General features: G+C 62.4%; 17 protein-coding genes. 1 reads left to right on the plus strand and 16 read right to left on the minus strand.

Going from position 1 to position 17,084, the window contains the following annotated elements; genetic code table 11:
* The 7 genes from C4K27_RS00515 to C4K27_RS00545 form a co-directional block, all read right to left on the minus strand.
* Entirely contained in the window at positions 1-804 is an 804-nt protein-coding gene (locus C4K27_RS00515) for an ABC transporter ATP-binding protein (protein ID WP_007924271.1), read from the minus strand.
* A complete protein-coding gene (locus C4K27_RS00520) occupies positions 801-1,949 on the minus strand; it encodes an ABC transporter permease (protein ID WP_053263263.1) in 1,149 nt (382 codons plus the stop codon). The genes C4K27_RS00515 and C4K27_RS00520 overlap by 4 nt, the downstream gene beginning before the upstream one ends.
* 69 nt (positions 1,950-2,018) lie before the next feature.
* The gene (locus C4K27_RS00525) at positions 2,019-3,050 is read right to left on the minus strand and encodes a DUF5924 family protein (protein ID WP_053263264.1); all 1,032 of its coding nucleotides are present in this window, start codon (positions 3,048-3,050) and stop codon (positions 2,019-2,021) included.
* A gap of 61 nt (positions 3,051-3,111) precedes the next feature.
* The gene (locus tag C4K27_RS00530; protein ID WP_053263265.1) at positions 3,112-4,497 is read right to left on the minus strand and encodes a M16 family metallopeptidase; all 1,386 of its coding nucleotides are present in this window, start codon (positions 4,495-4,497) and stop codon (positions 3,112-3,114) included.
* A 56-nt stretch (positions 4,498-4,553) separates the two neighbouring features.
* Complete coding sequence (locus C4K27_RS00535) at positions 4,554-6,212, minus strand: Na/Pi cotransporter family protein (protein WP_009041545.1); 1,659 nt, start codon at positions 6,210-6,212, stop codon at positions 4,554-4,556.
* 215 nt (positions 6,213-6,427) lie between these two features.
* Complete coding sequence (locus tag C4K27_RS00540) at positions 6,428-7,195, minus strand: TerC family protein (protein WP_009046297.1); 768 nt, start codon at positions 7,193-7,195, stop codon at positions 6,428-6,430.
* An 88-nt stretch (positions 7,196-7,283) separates the two neighbouring features.
* On the minus strand, positions 7,284-8,591 hold the full coding sequence (locus C4K27_RS00545) for a CitMHS family transporter (RefSeq protein ID WP_007924260.1): 1,308 nt from the start codon (positions 8,589-8,591) through the stop codon (positions 7,284-7,286).
* Positions 8,592-8,934: 343 nt separating this feature from the next.
* On the opposite strand from C4K27_RS00545, the gene C4K27_RS00550 reads away from it, so the two are divergent.
* Positions 8,935-9,336: a GFA family protein gene (locus C4K27_RS00550; RefSeq protein WP_053263266.1), complete on the plus strand. Its 402-nt coding sequence runs from the start codon at positions 8,935-8,937 to the stop codon at positions 9,334-9,336.
* Between the two features lie 80 nt (positions 9,337-9,416).
* Here C4K27_RS00550 and C4K27_RS00555 read toward each other — a convergent pair whose 3' ends face one another.
* The 9 genes from C4K27_RS00555 to C4K27_RS00595 all read right to left on the minus strand — a co-directional run bounded on the left by C4K27_RS00555 (position 9,417) and on the right by C4K27_RS00595 (position 17,075).
* On the minus strand, positions 9,417-11,378 hold the full coding sequence (locus tag C4K27_RS00555) for a DUF7844 domain-containing protein (protein ID WP_053263267.1): 1,962 nt from the start codon (positions 11,376-11,378) through the stop codon (positions 9,417-9,419).
* Positions 11,375-11,695 (minus strand): DUF2388 domain-containing protein, encoded by a 321-nt coding sequence (locus C4K27_RS00560; protein ID WP_007924254.1) that lies wholly within the window; start codon positions 11,693-11,695, stop codon positions 11,375-11,377. The genes C4K27_RS00555 and C4K27_RS00560 overlap by 4 nt, the downstream gene beginning before the upstream one ends.
* A 27-nt stretch (positions 11,696-11,722) precedes the next feature.
* Positions 11,723-12,031, minus strand: a complete 309-nt coding sequence (locus C4K27_RS00565; protein ID WP_053263282.1) for a DUF2388 domain-containing protein — start codon at positions 12,029-12,031, stop codon at positions 11,723-11,725.
* A 106-nt stretch (positions 12,032-12,137) separates the two neighbouring features.
* A complete protein-coding gene (locus tag C4K27_RS00570; protein WP_007924251.1) occupies positions 12,138-12,455 on the minus strand; it encodes a DUF2388 domain-containing protein in 318 nt (105 codons plus the stop codon).
* A gap of 164 nt (positions 12,456-12,619) precedes the next feature.
* Positions 12,620-12,829 carry a DUF1127 domain-containing protein gene (locus tag C4K27_RS00575; RefSeq protein WP_007924249.1) on the minus strand — a complete coding sequence of 70 codons (210 nt, stop codon included), beginning with the start codon at positions 12,827-12,829 and terminating at the stop codon, positions 12,620-12,622.
* Positions 12,830-13,106: 277 nt separating this feature from the next.
* Positions 13,107-13,322, minus strand: a complete 216-nt coding sequence (locus C4K27_RS00580) for a DUF1127 domain-containing protein (protein WP_009041553.1) — start codon at positions 13,320-13,322, stop codon at positions 13,107-13,109.
* Positions 13,323-13,641: 319 nt separating this feature from the next.
* Positions 13,642-15,135 carry a succinyl-CoA:acetate CoA-transferase ScpC gene (locus tag C4K27_RS00585; protein WP_009041554.1) on the minus strand — a complete coding sequence of 498 codons (1,494 nt, stop codon included), beginning with the start codon at positions 15,133-15,135 and terminating at the stop codon, positions 13,642-13,644.
* A 180-nt stretch (positions 15,136-15,315) separates the two neighbouring features.
* Positions 15,316-16,752, minus strand: a complete 1,437-nt coding sequence (locus C4K27_RS00590; protein WP_053263268.1) for an NAD(P)(+) transhydrogenase (Re/Si-specific) subunit beta — start codon at positions 16,750-16,752, stop codon at positions 15,316-15,318.
* Positions 16,752-17,075, minus strand: a complete 324-nt coding sequence (locus C4K27_RS00595) for an NAD(P) transhydrogenase subunit alpha part 2 (RefSeq protein ID WP_003187010.1) — start codon at positions 17,073-17,075, stop codon at positions 16,752-16,754. Before C4K27_RS00595 ends, C4K27_RS00590 begins: the two co-directional genes overlap by 1 nt.
* Positions 17,076-17,084 lie beyond the last annotated feature (9 nt).

Genomic DNA, 17,084 nt, shown 5'->3' on the forward strand with positions numbered 1-17,084 from the left:
TCATACCTCGTTGAGCTGTGTAGCGGCCTGATACGCCGCGCGGCCGCGAGGGCCATGGAAGTATTCGTGAATCCAGGCGTCGTCGGTCTCGGCGACCTGGTCGATGGCATCCGCCACCAGCACCTTTTTCTGTGCCAGCACCGCCACCCGGTCGGTGATGGTGTACAGCGTGTCCAGGTCGTGGGTGACCAGGAACACGCTCAGGCCCAGGGCGTCACGCAGGGTCAGGATCAATTGGTCGAAAGCCGCGGCGCCGATCGGGTCGAGGCCGGCGGTGGGTTCGTCGAGAAACAGGATGTCCGGGTCCAGGGCCAGCGCCCGGGCCAGGGCGGCACGCTTGATCATGCCGCCGGACAGCGAGGCCGGGTATTTGTCGGCCGCCGACAGCGGCAACCCGGCCAGCGCCAGTTTCACCGCCGCCAGGTGCTCGGCGTCGGCGCGGCTCAGGCCGGCATGCTCGATCAACGGCAGGGCGACGTTTTCGGTCACGGTCAGCGACGAGAACAGCGCGCCCTTCTGGAACAGCACGCCGAAGCGCCGTTCGATCAGCGAGCGCTCATGTTCCGCCAGGCTCGGCAGGTTCTGGCCGAATACCCGCACCGAACCTTCGCTGGGCTGGCGCAGGCCGATGATGCTGCGCAGCAGCACCGACTTGCCGCTGCCCGAACCGCCGACCACCGCGAGGATCTCGCCCTTGTACAGGTCCAGGTCGAGGTTTTCGTGCACACTCTGCGGGCCGAAGCGATTGCACAGGCCACGGACTTCGATCACCGCCTCGGCGGGCGGACGGGTTGAACGGTTCACCAGCCCATCTCCATGAAGAACAGCGCGGCGACGGCATCGAGGACGATCACCACGAAGATCGATTGCACCACGCTGGAGGTGGTGTGGGCGCCCACGGACTCGGCGCTGCCGCTGACCTTGAAGCCTTCCAGGCAGCCGATGGCGGCGATCAGGAAGGCGAAGATCGGCGCCTTGACCATGCCCACCAGGAAGTGCTGCACGCCGATGTCCGATTGCAGCAAGGCGAGGAACATCGCCGGCGAGATATCCAGCGACAGCGCACAGACCACCCCGCCACCGACAATCCCCGAGAGCATCGCCAGGAAGGTCAGCATCGGCAGCGCCACCAGCAGCGCCAGGACCCGGGGCAGCACCAGCAGCTCCATCGGGTCCAGGCCCAGGGTGCGGATGGCGTCGATTTCCTCGTTGGCCTTCATCGAGCCGATCTGCGCGGTGAAGGCGCTCGCGGTCCGGCCGGCCATGAGGATCGCGGTGAGCAGCACACCGAACTCACGCAGGAAGGAGAACGCCACCAGGTCCACGGTAAAGATGCTGGCGCCGAAACTCTGCAGCACCGTGGCGCCGAGGAAGGCCACCACGGCGCCCACCAGAAAGGTCAGCAAGGCGACGATGGGCGCGGCGTCGAGGCCGGTCTGCTCGATATGCGCGACCATCGGCGTGATGCGCCAGCGCTTGGGGCGCAGCAGGCCGCGGGCCAGGGTTTCGAGGATCAGGCCGACGAAACCCAGCAGTTTCAGGCTGTCCTGCCAGATGGCGTCGACCGCCTTGCCGATCCGGGTCAGCAACTGGATGCCGACCGATATTTCCGGCTCCTTGAGCGGTACGCAGAAGTCGGTCAGCGAGCAGTAGACGGTCTGCAGCAGTGCGCGGTCGGCCGAAGACAAGGTGCAATCGGGGTGTTCGGTGGACTGGCCGAGGCGCTCGGAGCCCAGCAGCTCGACCAACAGCGAGGCGCCCGCGGTATCCAGGGCGCCGAGGCCGTTGAGGTCGATGTGGGTGCTGGCGTCGTACTGTCCGGTGAGCTTTTCGCAGAGGTGCTTGAGCTCGGTGTAATGGACGAGCGTCCAGTCCCCCGCGACTCGCAACCGCGAGGGGGAACTCGACGTATCCAGTTGGGCACTGCCGGCCGTCGTGCTCTGAGTCATAAGCTCCGTGCTTGCATGGTTTTTACGCAGTGCTACGTAATACCACGATCGAGACGACTTTGCCTTGTACTAAGGTGCTGAGTCTTGCCCGTTGGTGCCGGTGATCTTGAAGCGCAGCACGCCGATCACCTGCCCGTCTTCGGTCAGCACCCGGACCTGCCAGCTGCCGGTCGGATCACCGGGGAAGTTCTGCTTGTGCGACCAGGCGCGGTAGCCCTCCTTGCGCCCGCCGTGGATGTCCAGGGCCACCCGGTCGACCTCTTTACCGTTGAATTGCCAGACGTGATAAATGCGCTCGTCCAGCCCGCGCGGCGCATTGATCGCGGTGTAGGCATACAGCCCGGTGCTGCGCACGTCGTTGGCGCTGACCTCCTTGAGGCTGGCGCCGGGGGTGCGGTCCTGCAACTGGGTGCTGATGGCTTCCTCGGCGATCCACAAGGTCGCCGGCGGAACCCAGGAGCGCAGCAGCCAGCCAGTGCCGCCGATGGCCAGGGTCATGCCCAGCAGCATCAGCGCGCCGCGCAGGTTGCGGATCGGGAAGATCGACGCAAGGCTGGGGAACGACAACAGCATGGCGATGCCCAGGGCCAGCTTGAAGCTCTGCGCGGTGGTCAGGTGCAGGATGATCGGCAGCGCGGTCAGCAATGCGGCGAACAGCGTCAGGGTATGCAGGGCGAGGAACAGCCAGCGCCGTGGGGCCAGCCATTTGTAGTACAGCGGGTCGATGATCGAGACCAGCGCCGAGGCGCCCAGCAGGCCGGTGAATACCAGCTGCCCGCTGTTCCAGGCGGTGGTGATGAAGAAGAACGGCAGGACGAAAAACAGGCTTTCCTGGTGAATCATCTGCGTTGCGTAACGCAGCAGCGGTTGGGGGATTTCCCGCTTGAATATCTTGGTGAACAGCTGGGTCAGGCTGTTTTCCAGCATCAGCCAGATCCAGCTCACCAGCATGATCACGGCGATCCAGGTGGCCAGGCCTTGTTGGCGGTCCACCAGGATGAAACTGCCGACACCGGAAATGAAACCGCCGAGCGCAATGACCCCTGGGTAGCGCTTCATCAGTTCCAGGATGCGCTGCATGTAATGAGTCAGGTTTGGCATTCGGCGATCACACTAGAAAAAATCCCCGACAGAATAACGGTTTAGCATGACAAAAGACGCATCAGGCACGGATTCGTTTGCGATAAGCCCGCCCGCCGAACAGCGCCAGAACAATCAATAGCAGTGCGCCGAGGATCAGCCCGCTCAAGGCCGCATAGCTCAGCAGCGGTTTTTCGATCCGCAGGTAGCCGGGCTGTTCCAGCAGTTGGCGCATGGCCTGGTTGGCCTGCTTCAGGCTGACGGCTTGCAGGCGCTTGGCCGGATCGCTGAAACGCCCGTCCGCATAGTCGCTCAAGGCGCCCCAGTAGTAGTCTGCCAGGGCGCTATTGCCCTGTACCGCCCAGGCCTGGCGAGCAATGGCGGCCTGTTGCAGACGGGCGAAGGTGGCCGGCTCCAGGCCGTCCTTGAGCAGCTGCGCCTTGAGCTCGTCGATCGCTTGCCGGGCCTCGGGGACGTCCGCGCGCTCCAGGTCGGCATTCAGGCTGAGAAAGCCGACGCCGCCGAACACCTCGCGTTCGCTGTTCGGCCCGTAGGACAGCTCATGCTGCAGGCGCAGCTTCTGGTACAGCGCCCAGTCCAGGTAATCCTTGAGCAGATCGAAGGTTTCATCGTGCTGCCGGTCGAGGATCGGCTCGGGGAACAGCCAGTGCAGCTTGGCGCTGTCGCCGACCCAGCCGTGGATCAGGCTGCGCTCGGCGGCGGCCGTTTGTTGAATGTCCGGCAGGCCCTGGTGCTCGCTGGGCTCCACCGGTTCCAGCGCCCCGTAGCTGCGTTCCAGGTAGGCCGGCAGCAGGCGGTCAAGGTCGCCGACGACGATCAGGGTCATATTGTTCGGCGCGTACCAGTTCTTGCGCAGCTGCTCCAGCTGTTCCAGGGTCAGTTGATCGACCTCGGCCCGTTCGGCGCACTTCAGGCCCAGCTCCACCGCCAGCTGGTTACTGGCGGTGTGGCCCAGGTCCTGGCGGTCCAGCCAGCGTTGCAAGTGCGAGTAGTGCCCGCCGTCCTCACGCTCGACCACCCGTTTCGCCGTTTGCAATGCGTTATCGTCGAGTTCGGTACGGGTCAAGAGGGCCAGCAGCAGGTCCAGCACCTTGCGCTGGTTTTTCGCCGGGGCCTCGATGACGAACGTGGTATCGGCATTGCTGGTGTAGGCGTTCCACTCGCCGCCCAGGGCTTGCATGCGTTCCTCCAGCCCGCCCTCGCCGCTGGCGTCGATGCCGCTGAACAGCAGGTGTTCGAGCACATGCGGCAGTTCCTTGTCGGCGCAGCCGAAGTCGTCCAGCCCTACCCCGACCACCAGGCGAATCGCCACGTGGCCGCGCACGTTGCCCGGCTTGAGCAGCAACTGCAGGCCGTTGGGCAGCATGTAGCCCTCGACCTGGAAGCGATCCAGGGCAAACGAGTGGGCTGATCCGAGCAGCAGACAGGCGAATAACAGGCAACGCATAACGGGCTTCCTTACGACGGGCGTAAGTTCTACAGACTTCGGGTAACTGTGGACGTTCAGGGTGAATGGGTGATGTCAGCCATATCGTCCACGGCGAGCGCGCCGGTTTCGGAGGAACCCAGCACCACATAGGCGCTGCCGCAGAACAGCGAATTCAGGCGCTTCATATCGGCGATCAGTTCCAGATGCAGCGAGCTGGTCTCGATGCTCTGGACGATTTTACGTTGCAGACGGCTGACATGGGCATGGGCCAGGCGACGTTCCTGAGCGCGAAAGCGGCGTTTTTCCCGCAGCAGCTGGCGCGCGCTTTCCGGATCGGCGCTGAGAAACACCGAGAGCCCCAGGCGCAGGTTGGCGATCAGCTGTTCATGCAGGCCGGCCAGTTCTTCCAGGCCGACTTCGGAAAAGGAGCGACGCTGCGCGGTCTTCTGCTGCTGGACCTTGCGCAACATGCGTTCGATCAGGTCGCTGGCCAGTTTCAGGTTGATCGCCAGTTCGATGATCTCGGCCCAGCGCCGGCTGTCCTGCTCGCCCAGGTCTTCCCGGGGCATCTGCGCCAGGTAGAGTTTGATCGCGTTATAGAGCACTTCGACATCGTCGTTGAGGTTGCGCATTTCCTGGGTGATCGCGGTCTGCTTGCCGTGCAGCACATCGCGCACGGCTTCGAGCATGGTTTCGACCAGGTCGCCGATGCGCAGGGTTTCCCGCGCCGCGTTGGCCAGGGCCAGGCTGGGGGTGGCCAGGGCGGTCGGATCGAGGTGGCGAGGCTTGGCCCGGCCATTGGTTTCCGGGCGTTCCGGCAGCAACCAGGTGCAGACCTTGGCCATCGGCCCGACCGTCGGCAGCAGTACCAGGCAACGCAGGGTGTTGTAGAGCAAGTGGAAACCAATCACCACTTCTTGCGGGCTGAAGTCCAGGCTGTCCATCCAGTGGGCGAGCGGGTCGAGCACCGGAATGATCAGCACCAGGCCGATCAGCTTGTACAGCAGGCTGCCCAGCGCCACCTGGCGGCCGGCGGCGTTCTGCATGTTGGTGCTGAGGAAAGCCAGCACCCCGCTGCCGATGTTGGCGCCGATCACCAGGCCGATGGCCACCGGCAGGCTGATCACGCCGGCGCCGGCCAGGGTCGCGGTGAGCAGCACGGCCGCGAGGCTGGAGTAGGAAATCATGGCGAACAGCGCGCCCATCAGGGCGTCGAGCAGGATGTCGCCGGTCAGCGAGGCGAACAGGACTTTCACGCCCTGGGCATGGGTGATGGGCGCGGCGGCTTCGACGATCAATTGCAGGGCCAGGATGATCAGCCCCAGGCCGATCCCTACCCGCCCGAGCTGGCCGGCGCGGGTCTGTTTGCGCGACAGGAAGAAGATCACCCCGAGAAAGATCAGCAGCGGCGACAGCCAGGACAGGTCGAAGGTCAGTACCCGGGCCATCAGCGCGGTGCCGACGTCGGCGCCGAGCATGGTCGCCAGGGCGGGTGTCAGGGCCATCAGCCCCTGGCCGACGAACGAGGTGACCAGCATCGCCGTGGCGTTGCTGCTCTGGACCATGGCGGTGACCAGGATCCCGGCGATGAAAGCCAACGGACGCTTGGCCATGTTCTGGCCGATCAGGTGGCGCAGGTTCGAGCCATAGACCCGCAGGATGCCGGTGCGGACGATATGCGTGCCCCAGATCAGCAAGGCCACGGCGGACAGCAAATTGAGCAGGGTGAGCATAACGGCCCCCTGTGGTGAATAGCGCCCCAGAGGGGCAAGTTAACGGTGCCGCGCGTTGTTCTACGTTCTGTACTTAAGCTGTAGTTGGCTAACGGTCTGTACGCCAGCATCGCATAGCTGATGCGGCGATTGAAACAAAACTGTCATGAAGAAAGCGGTTTTTCGCGGGCGTGAAAAAGGGGCTCGAAAGCCCCTTTTTCTGCTGCGCTCTCGGGTTATTGACCCGGGATGTCCTTGCGCAGTTTCACCGGGTCCTGCTGCTTTTTCTTTTTCGCGATGGCGGTGCGCATCTTGATGTTGATCGCCTCCACCGCCAGCGAGAAGGCCATGGCGAAGTAGACGTAGCCTTTTGGCACGTGCACTTCGAACGCCTCGGCGATCAGTACGGTACCGACCACCAGCAGGAACGACAGCGCCAGCATTTTCAGCGACGGGTGCTTGTCGATGAACTCGCTGATGGTGCCCGAAGCCAGCATCATCACCAGCACCGCGACGATGATCGCCGCGACCATGACCGGTACATGGGAGACCATGCCGACGGCAGTGATCACCGAGTCCAGGGAGAACACGATGTCGATGATTGCGATCTGGATGATGGTGTAGAGGAAGTTGCCGCCCTTGCCGCTTGGCTCTTCCGCGGTTTCGTCCTCGCCTTCCAGGGCGTGGTACATCTCCTGGGAGCTCTTCCAGAGCAGGAACAGGCCACCGAAGAACAGGATCAGGTCACGCCCGGAAATACCCTGGCCGAAGACCACGAACAGGTCGGCGGTCAGGCGCATGACCCAGGTGATCGACAGCAACAGGAGGATCCGCGTGATCATGGCCAGCGCCAGACCGAAAATCCGGGTCCGTGCCTGCATGTGCTTGGGCATGCGGCTGACCAGGATCGAGATCATGATGATGTTATCGATACCCAGGACGATTTCCAGGGCGGTCAGGGTAAAGAAGGCAACCCAGATTTCCGGGTTGGTCAGCCATTCCATGTGTATTCCTTTGAGCGAGTGTTGTACCGCGCCAGTCGAGATTTCCGAGAACGAAGTCTAGCGGCCGGCGCGGTGAGTCAATTGCTTTTTATAGAGTGCTGAACAGCGGAAAAATCCCCATCAGCAAGGCGGCGAACATTATGCACAGGCAAACCAGCACTGCCCACTTGAGGGTGAAGCGCTGGTGATCGCCGAACTCGATACCGGCCAGGGCTACCAGCAGGTAGGTGGATGGTACCAGCGGGCTCAGCAAGTGCACGGGTTGGCCGACGATCGAGGCACGTGCCATTTCCACCGCGGTGATGCCGTAGTGACTGGCGGCCTCGGCGAGGACTGGCAACACACCGTAATAGAAGGCGTCGTTGGACATGAAGAAGGTGAACGGCATGCTCACCAGCGCGGTGATCACCGCCAGGTACGGGCCCAGTGCATCCGGAATCACCGCCAGCAGGCTCTTGGACATGGCATCGACCATGCCGGTACCGGACAGGATGCCGGTGAAGATACCGGCGGCGAAGATCAGCCCGACCACCGCCAGCACGCTGCCGGCATGGGCCGCGACGCGATCCTTCTGCTGTTGCAGGCACGGGTAGTTGACGATCATCGCGATACTGAAGGCCACCATGAACAGCACAGGCAGCGGCAACAGGCCGGCGATCAGTGCGCACATCAGGGCGAAGGTCAGGGCGCCGTTGAACCAGATCAGCTTCGGACGACGAGCATCCGGAAACTGCGAAACGCTGATTTCGCTGTGGTCGATCTCGTCGCCCTGCAGGTGCAGTTCGCCCAGGCGCGCACGTTCGCGCTTACCGTACATGTAGGCGATCGCCAGGATTGCCACCACGCCGGCCAGCATCGCCGGGATCATCGGCACGAAGATGTCCGACGGGTCGACATGCAGCGCACTGGCGGCACGGGCGGTCGGGCCACCCCAGGGGGTCATGTTCATCACGCCGCCGGCCAGGATGATCAGGCCGGCCATGATCCGCGGGCTCATGCCGATGCGGCTGTACAGCGGCAGCATGGCCGCCACGCAGATCATGTAGGTGGTGGCGCCGTCGCCGTCCAGGGACACCACCAGCGCGAGCACGGCGGTACCGACCGAGACTTTGAGCGGGTCACCCTTGACCAGCTTGAGGATCTTGCGCACGGCCGGGTCGAACAGGCCGGAGTCGATCATCAAGGCGAAATACAGGATGGCGAACATCAGCATCACGCCGGTCGGTGCCAGCTTGGTGATGCCTTCGAGCATCATCGGGCCGATCTTCGGGGCGAAGCCGCCGAACAGCGCGAACAGGATAGGAACGATGATCAGGGCGATCAGCGCGGACAGGCGCTTGGTCATGATCAGGAACATGAAGGTGATGACCATGGCGAAGCCAAGGAAAGTCAGCATGGGAATACTCCAGGCGTAGCGCGGCTAGGGAATGGCGAACCGGATGGGGTCAGCGCAGAACGGGAAGCGCGGGACGGGCTGGAGGAAGCGGGACGAAAAGGCGGGTACGAACGGACATCAGAATCACCATTGTTGTTGTTAATTGGGCCTGGAGGCGCAAAAACGCCCATTGGCCAACCGGTCTGTTGCCGGCAGTGGAGGCGATCCTAATCGCGGAAGCTTTCAGCTACCTTTCGTTGTAGAAAGCAATGAGTGGATGCGTCGCGAGCCGACGTGCGGTCAAAAAACAACCAGATCGGCCCGTTGGCCGAGTTTTCCGGAACAGTCGCTGGGAGGTCTTTGTATGAGCCTGTTGCACACCGGCGGTTGCCACTGCGGCCAGCTGCGTTATCAGTTCAGCGGGCCATTGTGCGATATCGCCCATTGCCATTGTTCGATCTGCCGGCGGGTCAGCGGCGGCCTGGTGACTACCTGGATCACCCTGCCCCGCCAGGCTTTCCAGTGGCTGGCCGGGACGCCGGCCCGCTACGACTCTTCGCCCGGCTGTGCGCGGTATTTCTGCCCGAACTGCGGAGCGCATCTGGCGCTGGTCACCCAACTGAGCCCGGACAGCATCGATGTGACCATCGCCACCCTGGACCATCCGGAGCTGGCGCCGGCCGAGCGGCATATCTGGACCGACAGCCGCTTGCCCTGGTTGCACCTGGATGAGCAGTTGCCGGGAGAGGCCGAGGAGACGTTGTAAGGTTGTGGGATCGCTTCGCAGGCAAGCCTCGTTCCTGCGCATTCTCGTAGGAGCGAGGCTTGCCCGCGAAGCTTTTGACGTCAGGGCAGTTCCAGCCCGCCCGCGGCCTTGTGCAGGGTCCGCAGATGTTCGCCGACCTGTTTCAGGTTGGCCTCGTTGGCGGCGATTTCGGCAGCGCGGCTCGGCTCCAGCAACGCGCGCACTTCCTTGTCCAGATCGCCGGTCAGGGCTTGCAGCTGTCTCTGGCGCAGGCTGCTTTCCGCTTCCAGGCGTTGCCATTCGCTCGGCTGCGGCAAGCCATAACCGCTGCTACCGAGCAATTCGGCCGGGCGACTGAGGAAGCCACTGTTGGCGAGGATTTCCTGCAGGGTCTTGTTGGCCTTGTCCATGCCGCCGTTCTGCAGCTCGCGAGCCCCCAGATAACGCTGCTTGACCTCATCCTGGGCCAGCAGCAGCTGGCGCCGGAAGCTCGCCTGTTCGAGCAGCAGCAAGGCGGCGCTGGTGCGCAGGTCCGCCTGGTCGAACCACTGGCGACGCTGCGCGGCACTCAGGGACAGCCAGTCTTCCACGCTGTTCTGTTTGATCGGCAGGTGCTTTTTCAACACCTCGAACATCGCCTGGTAGCGGTCGCGGAAGGAGTCGAAGCGATACCCCAGGCGCAAGGCTTCGCGAGGATCGTCCAATACGCTGGTATCGGCCAGGCCGCGGCCCTTGAGCACTTCCAGCAGGCCGTTGGGCATGATGCTGTCGAGCCCGGTGAGCTGGGCATTGTTGCTGCCGCTGCGCAGCAGCTTCAGGCTTTCCACGGCGCAGTTGTTGGACAGGAAGTAATAGTTGCCGTCGTAGCTCCAGTGCATCTCGGCGGCACGCTCGACCACTTCTTCGATCTCGTTGCGCGACAGGTTCAGCGGCACCGAAGCCAGGCTGCGCAGCTCGGTCTTGGTGTATTCATCGATGACCTGGGCCAATGGCAGGATAAACAGGCGGGACGGGTATTTGCCGACCAGGCCGTCCCAGCTCGACAGCTGCACGTCACCGACAAAGGCGCGGTAGGACAGCACCAGGTGCTGCTCGAGGTCCAGTCGGCAATCCGGCCCGCGCGGCCGGCCAGGTGCGCAGATCACCAGGCGCAACATGCTGTGCCCCCAGCGGCTGACCCAGTTCTGGTTGGCTTCGGCCAGCAGGTAATCCACGGCATAGACCCGCTCCGGGTCGACCTTGCCTAGCGGCTGCTTGGCGAAGTCGTTGCCGGCGTTGAGGAAGGCGAAGGACTGGGCGCAGGTGTCCTTGGCCTTCGGCGCCCAGCCGAAGTGTTCCTGGTAATAACGGTACAGTGCCGGTCGGCGGCAGGCGTAGCTCGGGTCCAGGAGGAAGTACTCCATGTTCACCGCGACGAACTCTTTGGGGTTGGTCGTTTCGTAGATATCCGGGCTGCGAGCGACCTGGCGGTTGTACTGCTCGCGTTCGCCGCGGCGGCCGACGTATTGCGGCCAGCCGGCGAGGTCGAGCAGGCGCGGGTCGTCGCTGAGGGTGAAGCGGCGCGCGGTCTGGCCGCGGCACTGGTCCGGCAGCCCGATCAGGCCCGAGGCGCTGTTCTGGCGACTGCAGCGCTGGATCAGCGTGCGTTCGGCACCCGACCACAGGCGCGAACGGTCATAAATATGGGTGAGTTCATGCAGCACGGTGGCGAGCATTTCCCGGCGCACGGTGCCATGGGGACGATGGGTTTTCTGGGTGGCCGCGCTGCCGTCGGTGAGGCTGGCCAGCAGTTTGCGATTCAGGTCGAGTTCGTCGACCAACGATGCCTGGCCGTAGGCGTTGTGAGGCATGTCGTCGGTCCAGCCGACATCGATGCGACGGTCCAGTTGTTCGATGAAGCGCGGCGGCAGCGCTTGCATTGCTTCATCCAGCAGCGCCTGGCTGGCGTGCTGCTGCTCCGGGCTCAAGCCTTCGGTCTTGAGCCGCAGTTGCAGGCCGGCCTGAGCGCTGTTGCCCAAGAGTAACAGCGCTGCGCCCAGCAGCCAGGCGGCGAGCGGCCTCACAGTGCGAGGATGGCTTCGGCGAGTACCTGATCACTGGCGCCGCGGGCTTGCGGCACACGGTTACGCAAGGTATCGAAGGCGGCTTCCAGTTGGGCGCCACGAATATCGCCGTCGCTGGCGACGAAGCTGGCGGCGTCGTCATGGGCGGCACGTACGATTTTCGAGTCGCGGATGGAGGTGGTGGTGTCCGAGGTGAAATCGATGGTACGACCAAAGGCTCGAACGATGATGTTACTGGTGGCTACCAGGGTTTGTGCCTGGGCCACATCAGCCAACAGCAACAGGCCAAGGGTGGCAGCAATCAGCGGGCTACGCATGGAACGACTCCGGGATGACAGGGATAGTTATTGGACGAGAATTGCCTGCGCCAGTTCAAGGTCGCCGACATGAAGTTGTGGCTGGGTTTTACGCAGGTATTTCAGGGCTGATTCCAGCCGGGCTCCGCGCAGGTGGCCGTCAGTGGCAATGAACGCCGCGGCATCATCCTGGGCCGCCAGTACGCGTTTGTTGTCGAAAGGCGCGGAGGTCACTTTGCTGGTGGCGTAGCCCGTGATGACCAGGCCTTGCGTGCTCAGGTCGAAAGCAGCGGCCGAGCCAGTCCAACACAGGACAATCAACGAAGGGACGGTAAGCAAGGATCTGAAAAAACGCATGAGTCTCGACAGCTGAAAAACCAGCGGCAAGGCTAGCGCAATGCCCGGGCGAGAGCTAGCGCCCAGGGTTTCGGGTGCGTTGGCGCACCCGTCACCGGACCAGGGGTCAGATCGTCAGGATGGCCTGAGCGAGTTGGGCGTCAGTAGCGCTCAGTTGTGGCAACTGCTGGCGGATGTGGTCAAACGCGCTTTCCAGCTTCACACCGCGAATGGCGCCTTCGGTAGCGACAAAACTGGCGGCGTCGTCACGAGCGGCGCGCACGATTTTGTTGTCACGGAACGAGGATGTGACGTCGGAAGTCGCATCGGAAGTGGCCTTGAGTGCGCCAACTACCGCATCGGTGGTAACGATAAAGCTGGAGGCGTGGGCGTTGGAGGCCAAGGCCAGCAAGGCAGCAGCGCTGAGCAGGCGAAGACGGGACATAGGTAAAACTCCTTGATAACAGATAGGGTGGTGCTGAGTGGGCACCAGGTAGTCACTGTGGGGCAGATGAATCAGACACCCCTTCAGGAAAATCGCTACACGCTACTGGATATTAGGCCCACCCCATCTGTTCGAATAGCCCTCTTCTGCTGTCCTGGTGCGAACTAGCGCCAGAAGGGCTTATCCAGTTCGGCCATGCGATCGCTGTGGCTGATACCTACATCGGATAATTGCTGATCGTTGAGCCCCGCCAGCACCCGACGTGTTCGGGCGTTCTGCTGCATCTGGCACAAGGCGCGGTACAAGCGTTTCCACACGCTTATCTGAGGATGGGAAAAGCTGAGAGGTGCGATACGTCCTGGTATGTGGTTCATGGTGCGGTCCTTTCGGCAGGCCGAAGTCAGGGACTTGGGACACCATGTTGCTATTCATGCAGGCACGCATACAGATACACCGGTATGAAATTGTACTGGTTCAGTTTCATTTATATTTAAACTGTATCTGTCGGGCCATGCCCTTTCTGTACCGGCGGCTTCCGGCATTGTCAGGCCTTAAACGACAAAACCCGTCGCGGTTGCCCGCGACGGGTTTTGTTTTTTCAATTCGGGGTGCTGGCGGTGGACCCGATGGGTCAGAGCCAGCGACGCTAACTTAGCGCCAGAACGGCTTGCTCAGCTCTTCGTAGCGTTGAGCTTCGCTGATACCTGCGTCAGCCAGCAGACGCGAATCCAGGCGAGCCAGTTGGTGGCGGCTGGAGATGCGGCGCTGCCACAGCATCAGGTTGGCGAGAACGCGCAGAGGCATGGAAGCCTGGGTTTTTGCAGCTTTGTCTTCGAAGAACAGTTCGGAACTGAGTGTACGTTCCATGGTGTGCATCCTTCCGCTTGTGGCGGGATTAGGTAGTGGTTTAACTGGTGCCCATGATCCTCCTCTCGCGCCAGTCTCTCTAGATACAGTTCATCTGTATTGTGAGGGGCCAGTTAACTGTTTATAGGTGCTGTACTGTTCGGAAATGATGCAACTGTACCTGTCGGCACCATTTAGGTGCGTTTAAAGGTGTTTTCTCGAAAAATGCAGGGTTTTGAGGGGGTAAAGTACCGGTACAGCAGTACAGTTTTTGACAAGTGTTTAAGGGTTGTCGATGAGCTGACACAACTGTGCTTGCGTCAGCCATCGACTGTACCCATCACACAGCGAGCATGCGCCCGGTTTCTTCCAGGTTCATGTGCCAGCGCAGGGCATCGCGCAGGACGTGTGGTGTGTGACCGCCCAGGGCGCAGGCGGCGGTGAAGTAGTCATTCAGCGCCTGGCGATAGTCCGGGTGTACACAGTTGTCGATGATTACCCGTGCCCGCTCCCGTGGCGCCAGACCACGCAGGTCGGCCAGGCCGATCTCGGTCACCAGGATGTCGACGTCGTGCTCGGTGTGGTCGACGTGACTGACCATCGGTACCACGCTGGAAATCGCCCCGCCTTTGGCAATGGACTTGGTGACGAAGATCGCCAGGTGCGCGTTGCGCGCGAAGTCACCCGAACCACCGATGCCGTTCATCATCCGCGTGCCGCAGACGTGGGTGGAGTTGACGTTGCCGTAGATGTCGAACTCCAGGGCGGTGTTGATGCCGATGATGCCCAGGCGACGCACCACTTCCGGGTGGTTGGAGATCTCCTGCGGGCGCAGTACCAGCTTGTCCTTGTAGCGCTCCAGGTTGCCGAACACATCGGCGTTGCGGCGGCTCGACAGGGTGATCGAGCTGCCTGAGGCGAAGCTCAGCTTGCCGGCGTCGATCAGGTCGAAAGTCGAGTCCTGCAGCACTTCGGAGTACATGGTCAGATCTTCGAACGGCGACTCGATCAGGCCGCACATCACCGCGTTGGCGATATTGCCGATGCCTGCCTGCAGCGGGCCGAGCTTGTTGCTCATGCGGCCAGCGTCCACTTCCTGCTTGAAGAAGTTGATCAGGTGATTGGCGATGCCCTGGGTTTCGCTGTCAGGGGTCGAGACGGTGGATGGCGAGTCCGCCTGGTTGGTGATGACGATCGCGACGATCTTCTCCGCCGGGATCGGGATGGCGGTGCTGCCGATACGGTCGTCGACCTTCACCAGCGGGATGGGCGTGCGGGTCGGCCGGTAGGTCGGGATATAGATGTCGTGCAGGCCTTCCAGGTTCGGGTTGTGCGCCAGGTTGATCTCGACGATCACGTGCTTGGCGAAGATTGCGAAACTGGCGGAGTTGCCCACCGAGGTGGTCGGCACGATATGGCCCTGCTCGGTGATCGCCACGGCTTCGATGACGGCGATGTCCGGCAGCTTGAGTTGCTGGTTGCGCAACTGTTCCACGGTTTCCGACAGGTGCTGGTCGATGAACATCACCTCGCCGGCATTGATCGCCTTGCGCAGGGTGCTGTCGACCTGGAACGGCATGCGTCGGGCCAGGACACCGGCCTCGGTGAGTTGCTTGTCGAGGTCATTGCCCAGGCTGGCGCCGGTCATCAGGCTGATTTTCAGTGGGGTTACCTTGGCGCGCTCGGCCAACGCATGGGGCACGGCCTTGGCTTCGCCGGCGCGGGTGAAACCGCTCATGCCGACGGTCATGCCGTCCTGAATCAGAGCGGCGGCGTCGGCGGCGCTCATCACCTTATCCAACAACGAAGGCAAGCGGATACGATCACGGTACATGGATTGTTATCTCGGGCAGCGGAAGCAAGATGCGCAGTCTAGTGATTTCAAAAAAATTCGTCCCGCTACCAAGGTCGAATGAAAGGCCGCGATTTAGAGCCTTTTGTCGGGTTTGTGCGGGAAATAAAAAACCCCAGCCTACTAAAGGCTGAGGTCTTGGGTGTTGCGCTGGAGCAGGTTTTATTCGACGGCTTTGACCATGTCTTCGATGACTTTCTTGGCGTCGCCGAACACCATCATGGTCTTGTCCAGGTAGAACAGTTCGTTGTCCAGGCCGGCATAGCCGCTGGCCATCGAACGCTTGTTGACGATGACGGTCTTGGCCTTGAACGCTTCGAGAATCGGCATGCCGGCGATCGGCGATTTCGGATCGTTCTTCGCCGCCGGGTTGACCACGTCGTTGGCGCCGAGCACCAGCACCACGTCGGCCTGGCCGAACTCGGAGTTGATGTCTTCCATCTCGAACACCTGGTCGTACGGCACTTCGGCCTCGGCCAGCAGCACGTTCATGTGGCCGGGCATGCGCCCTGCTACCGGGTGGATCGCGTACTTCACGGTCACGCCGCGGTGTACCAGTTTCTCGGTCAGCTCCTTCAGTGCGTGCTGTGCCCGGGCGACTGCCAGGCCGTAACCCGGAACGATGATCACGGTGTCGGCGTTGGTCAGCAGGAAGGTGGCGTCGTCGGCCGAGCCGGACTTCACCGGGCGGGCCTCTTGCGCGCCCGCCGGGCCGCCGGCGTCGGCAGTGTTGCCGAAGCCGCCCAGCAGTACGTTGAAGAACGAACGGTTCATTGCCTTGCACATGATGTACGACAGGATCGCACCAGACGAACCCACCAGGGAGCCGGCGATGATCAGCATCGAGTTGTTCAGCGAGAAGCCGATCCCCGCCGCCGCCCAGCCCGAGTAGCTGTTGAGCATCGACACCACCACCGGCATGTCGGCACCGCCGATCGGGATGATGATCAGCACGCCCAGCACGAAGGCCAGGACCAGCATCAGGGCGAAGGCGCCGAGGTTGCCGGTGAGCATGAAGGTCACGCCCAGGCCCAGGGTCGCCAGGCCGAGAACCAGGTTCAGCTTGTGTTGGCCGCCGAACTGTACCGGTGCGCCCTGGAACAGGCGGAACTTGTACTTGCCCGACAGCTTGCCGAAGGCGATCACCGAACCGGAGAAGGTGATGGCACCGATGGCCGCACCGAGGAACAGCTCCAGGCGGTTACCGGCCGGAATCGCATCACCCAGTTGCTTGACGATGCCCAGGGACTGCGGCTCGACCACGGCGGCGATGGCAATGAATACCGCAGCCAGACCGATCATGCTGTGCATGAAGGCCACCAGCTCCGGCATCTTGGTCATTTCCACGCGCTTGGCCATGATCGAACCGGCGGTGCCGCCGATCAGCAGGCCGACGATCACGTAGCCGATGCCAACGGTCGCCAGCTCCGCGCCGAGCTTGAATACCAGGCCGACGGTGGTGACGATCGCCAGGGCCATGCCGAGCATGCCGAACAGGTTGCCGCGACGCGAGGAGGTCGGGTGCGACAGGCCTTTGAGGGCCTGGATAAAGCAGATCGACGCGATCAGGTAGAGCGTCGTTACCAGATTCATGCTCATTACTTGGGCGCCTCTTCTTTTACGGCTTTCGGGGCTTTTTTCTTGAACATCTCAAGCATGCGGCGGGTTACCAGGAAGCCGCCGAACACGTTGACCGCGGCCAGGGCCACGGCCAGCGTGCCCATGGTCTTGCCCAGCGGTGTCACGGTCAGGGCGGCGGCCAGCATGGCGCCGACGATCACGATCGCCGAAATGGCGTTGGTCACCGCCATCAGCGGCGTGTGCAGTGCGGGTGTAACGTTCCAGACCACGTGATAACCGACATAAATCGCCAGCACGAAGATGATCAGGTTGTAGATACCGGGGGAGATAAGCTCTTCCATCGTCTGAAT

Source organism: Pseudomonas chlororaphis subsp. chlororaphis (assembly GCF_003945765.1).
Classification (GTDB): domain Bacteria; phylum Pseudomonadota; class Gammaproteobacteria; order Pseudomonadales; family Pseudomonadaceae; genus Aquipseudomonas; species Aquipseudomonas chlororaphis.

What these genes read in the sequence shown, in the direction of transcription:
- C4K27_RS00570 (WP_007924251.1), bottom strand. Translation starts at nt 12,455, where the DNA reads ATGTCCCGTCTTCGCCTGCTCAGCGCTGCTGCCTTGCTGGCCTTGGCC.
- C4K27_RS00585 (WP_009041554.1), bottom strand. Translation starts at nt 15,135, where the DNA reads ATGTACCGTGATCGTATCCGCTTGCCTTCGTTGTTGGATAAGGTGATG.
- C4K27_RS00540 (WP_009046297.1), bottom strand. Translation starts at nt 7,195, where the DNA reads ATGGAATGGCTGACCAACCCGGAAATCTGGGTTGCCTTCTTTACCCTG.
- C4K27_RS00535 (WP_009041545.1), bottom strand. Translation starts at nt 6,212, where the DNA reads ATGCTCACCCTGCTCAATTTGCTGTCCGCCGTGGCCTTGCTGATCTGG.
- C4K27_RS00550 (WP_053263266.1), top strand. Translation starts at nt 8,935, where the DNA reads ATGAGCCTGTTGCACACCGGCGGTTGCCACTGCGGCCAGCTGCGTTAT.
- C4K27_RS00590 (WP_053263268.1), bottom strand. Translation starts at nt 16,752, where the DNA reads ATGAGCATGAATCTGGTAACGACGCTCTACCTGATCGCGTCGATCTGC.
- C4K27_RS00595 (WP_003187010.1), bottom strand. Translation starts at nt 17,075, where the DNA reads ATGGAAGAGCTTATCTCCCCCGGTATCTACAACCTGATCATCTTCGTG.
- C4K27_RS00560 (WP_007924254.1), bottom strand. Translation starts at nt 11,695, where the DNA reads ATGCGTAGCCCGCTGATTGCTGCCACCCTTGGCCTGTTGCTGTTGGCT.
- C4K27_RS00575 (WP_007924249.1), bottom strand. Translation starts at nt 12,829, where the DNA reads ATGAACCACATACCAGGACGTATCGCACCTCTCAGCTTTTCCCATCCT.
- C4K27_RS00565 (WP_053263282.1), bottom strand. Translation starts at nt 12,031, where the DNA reads ATGCGTTTTTTCAGATCCTTGCTTACCGTCCCTTCGTTGATTGTCCTG.
- C4K27_RS00520 (WP_053263263.1), bottom strand. Translation starts at nt 1,949, where the DNA reads ATGACTCAGAGCACGACGGCCGGCAGTGCCCAACTGGATACGTCGAGT.
- C4K27_RS00525 (WP_053263264.1), bottom strand. Translation starts at nt 3,050, where the DNA reads ATGCCAAACCTGACTCATTACATGCAGCGCATCCTGGAACTGATGAAG.
- C4K27_RS00530 (WP_053263265.1), bottom strand. Translation starts at nt 4,497, where the DNA reads ATGCGTTGCCTGTTATTCGCCTGTCTGCTGCTCGGATCAGCCCACTCG.
- C4K27_RS00580 (WP_009041553.1), bottom strand. Translation starts at nt 13,322, where the DNA reads ATGGAACGTACACTCAGTTCCGAACTGTTCTTCGAAGACAAAGCTGCA.
- C4K27_RS00545 (WP_007924260.1), bottom strand. Translation starts at nt 8,591, where the DNA reads ATGCTGACTTTCCTTGGCTTCGCCATGGTCATCACCTTCATGTTCCTG.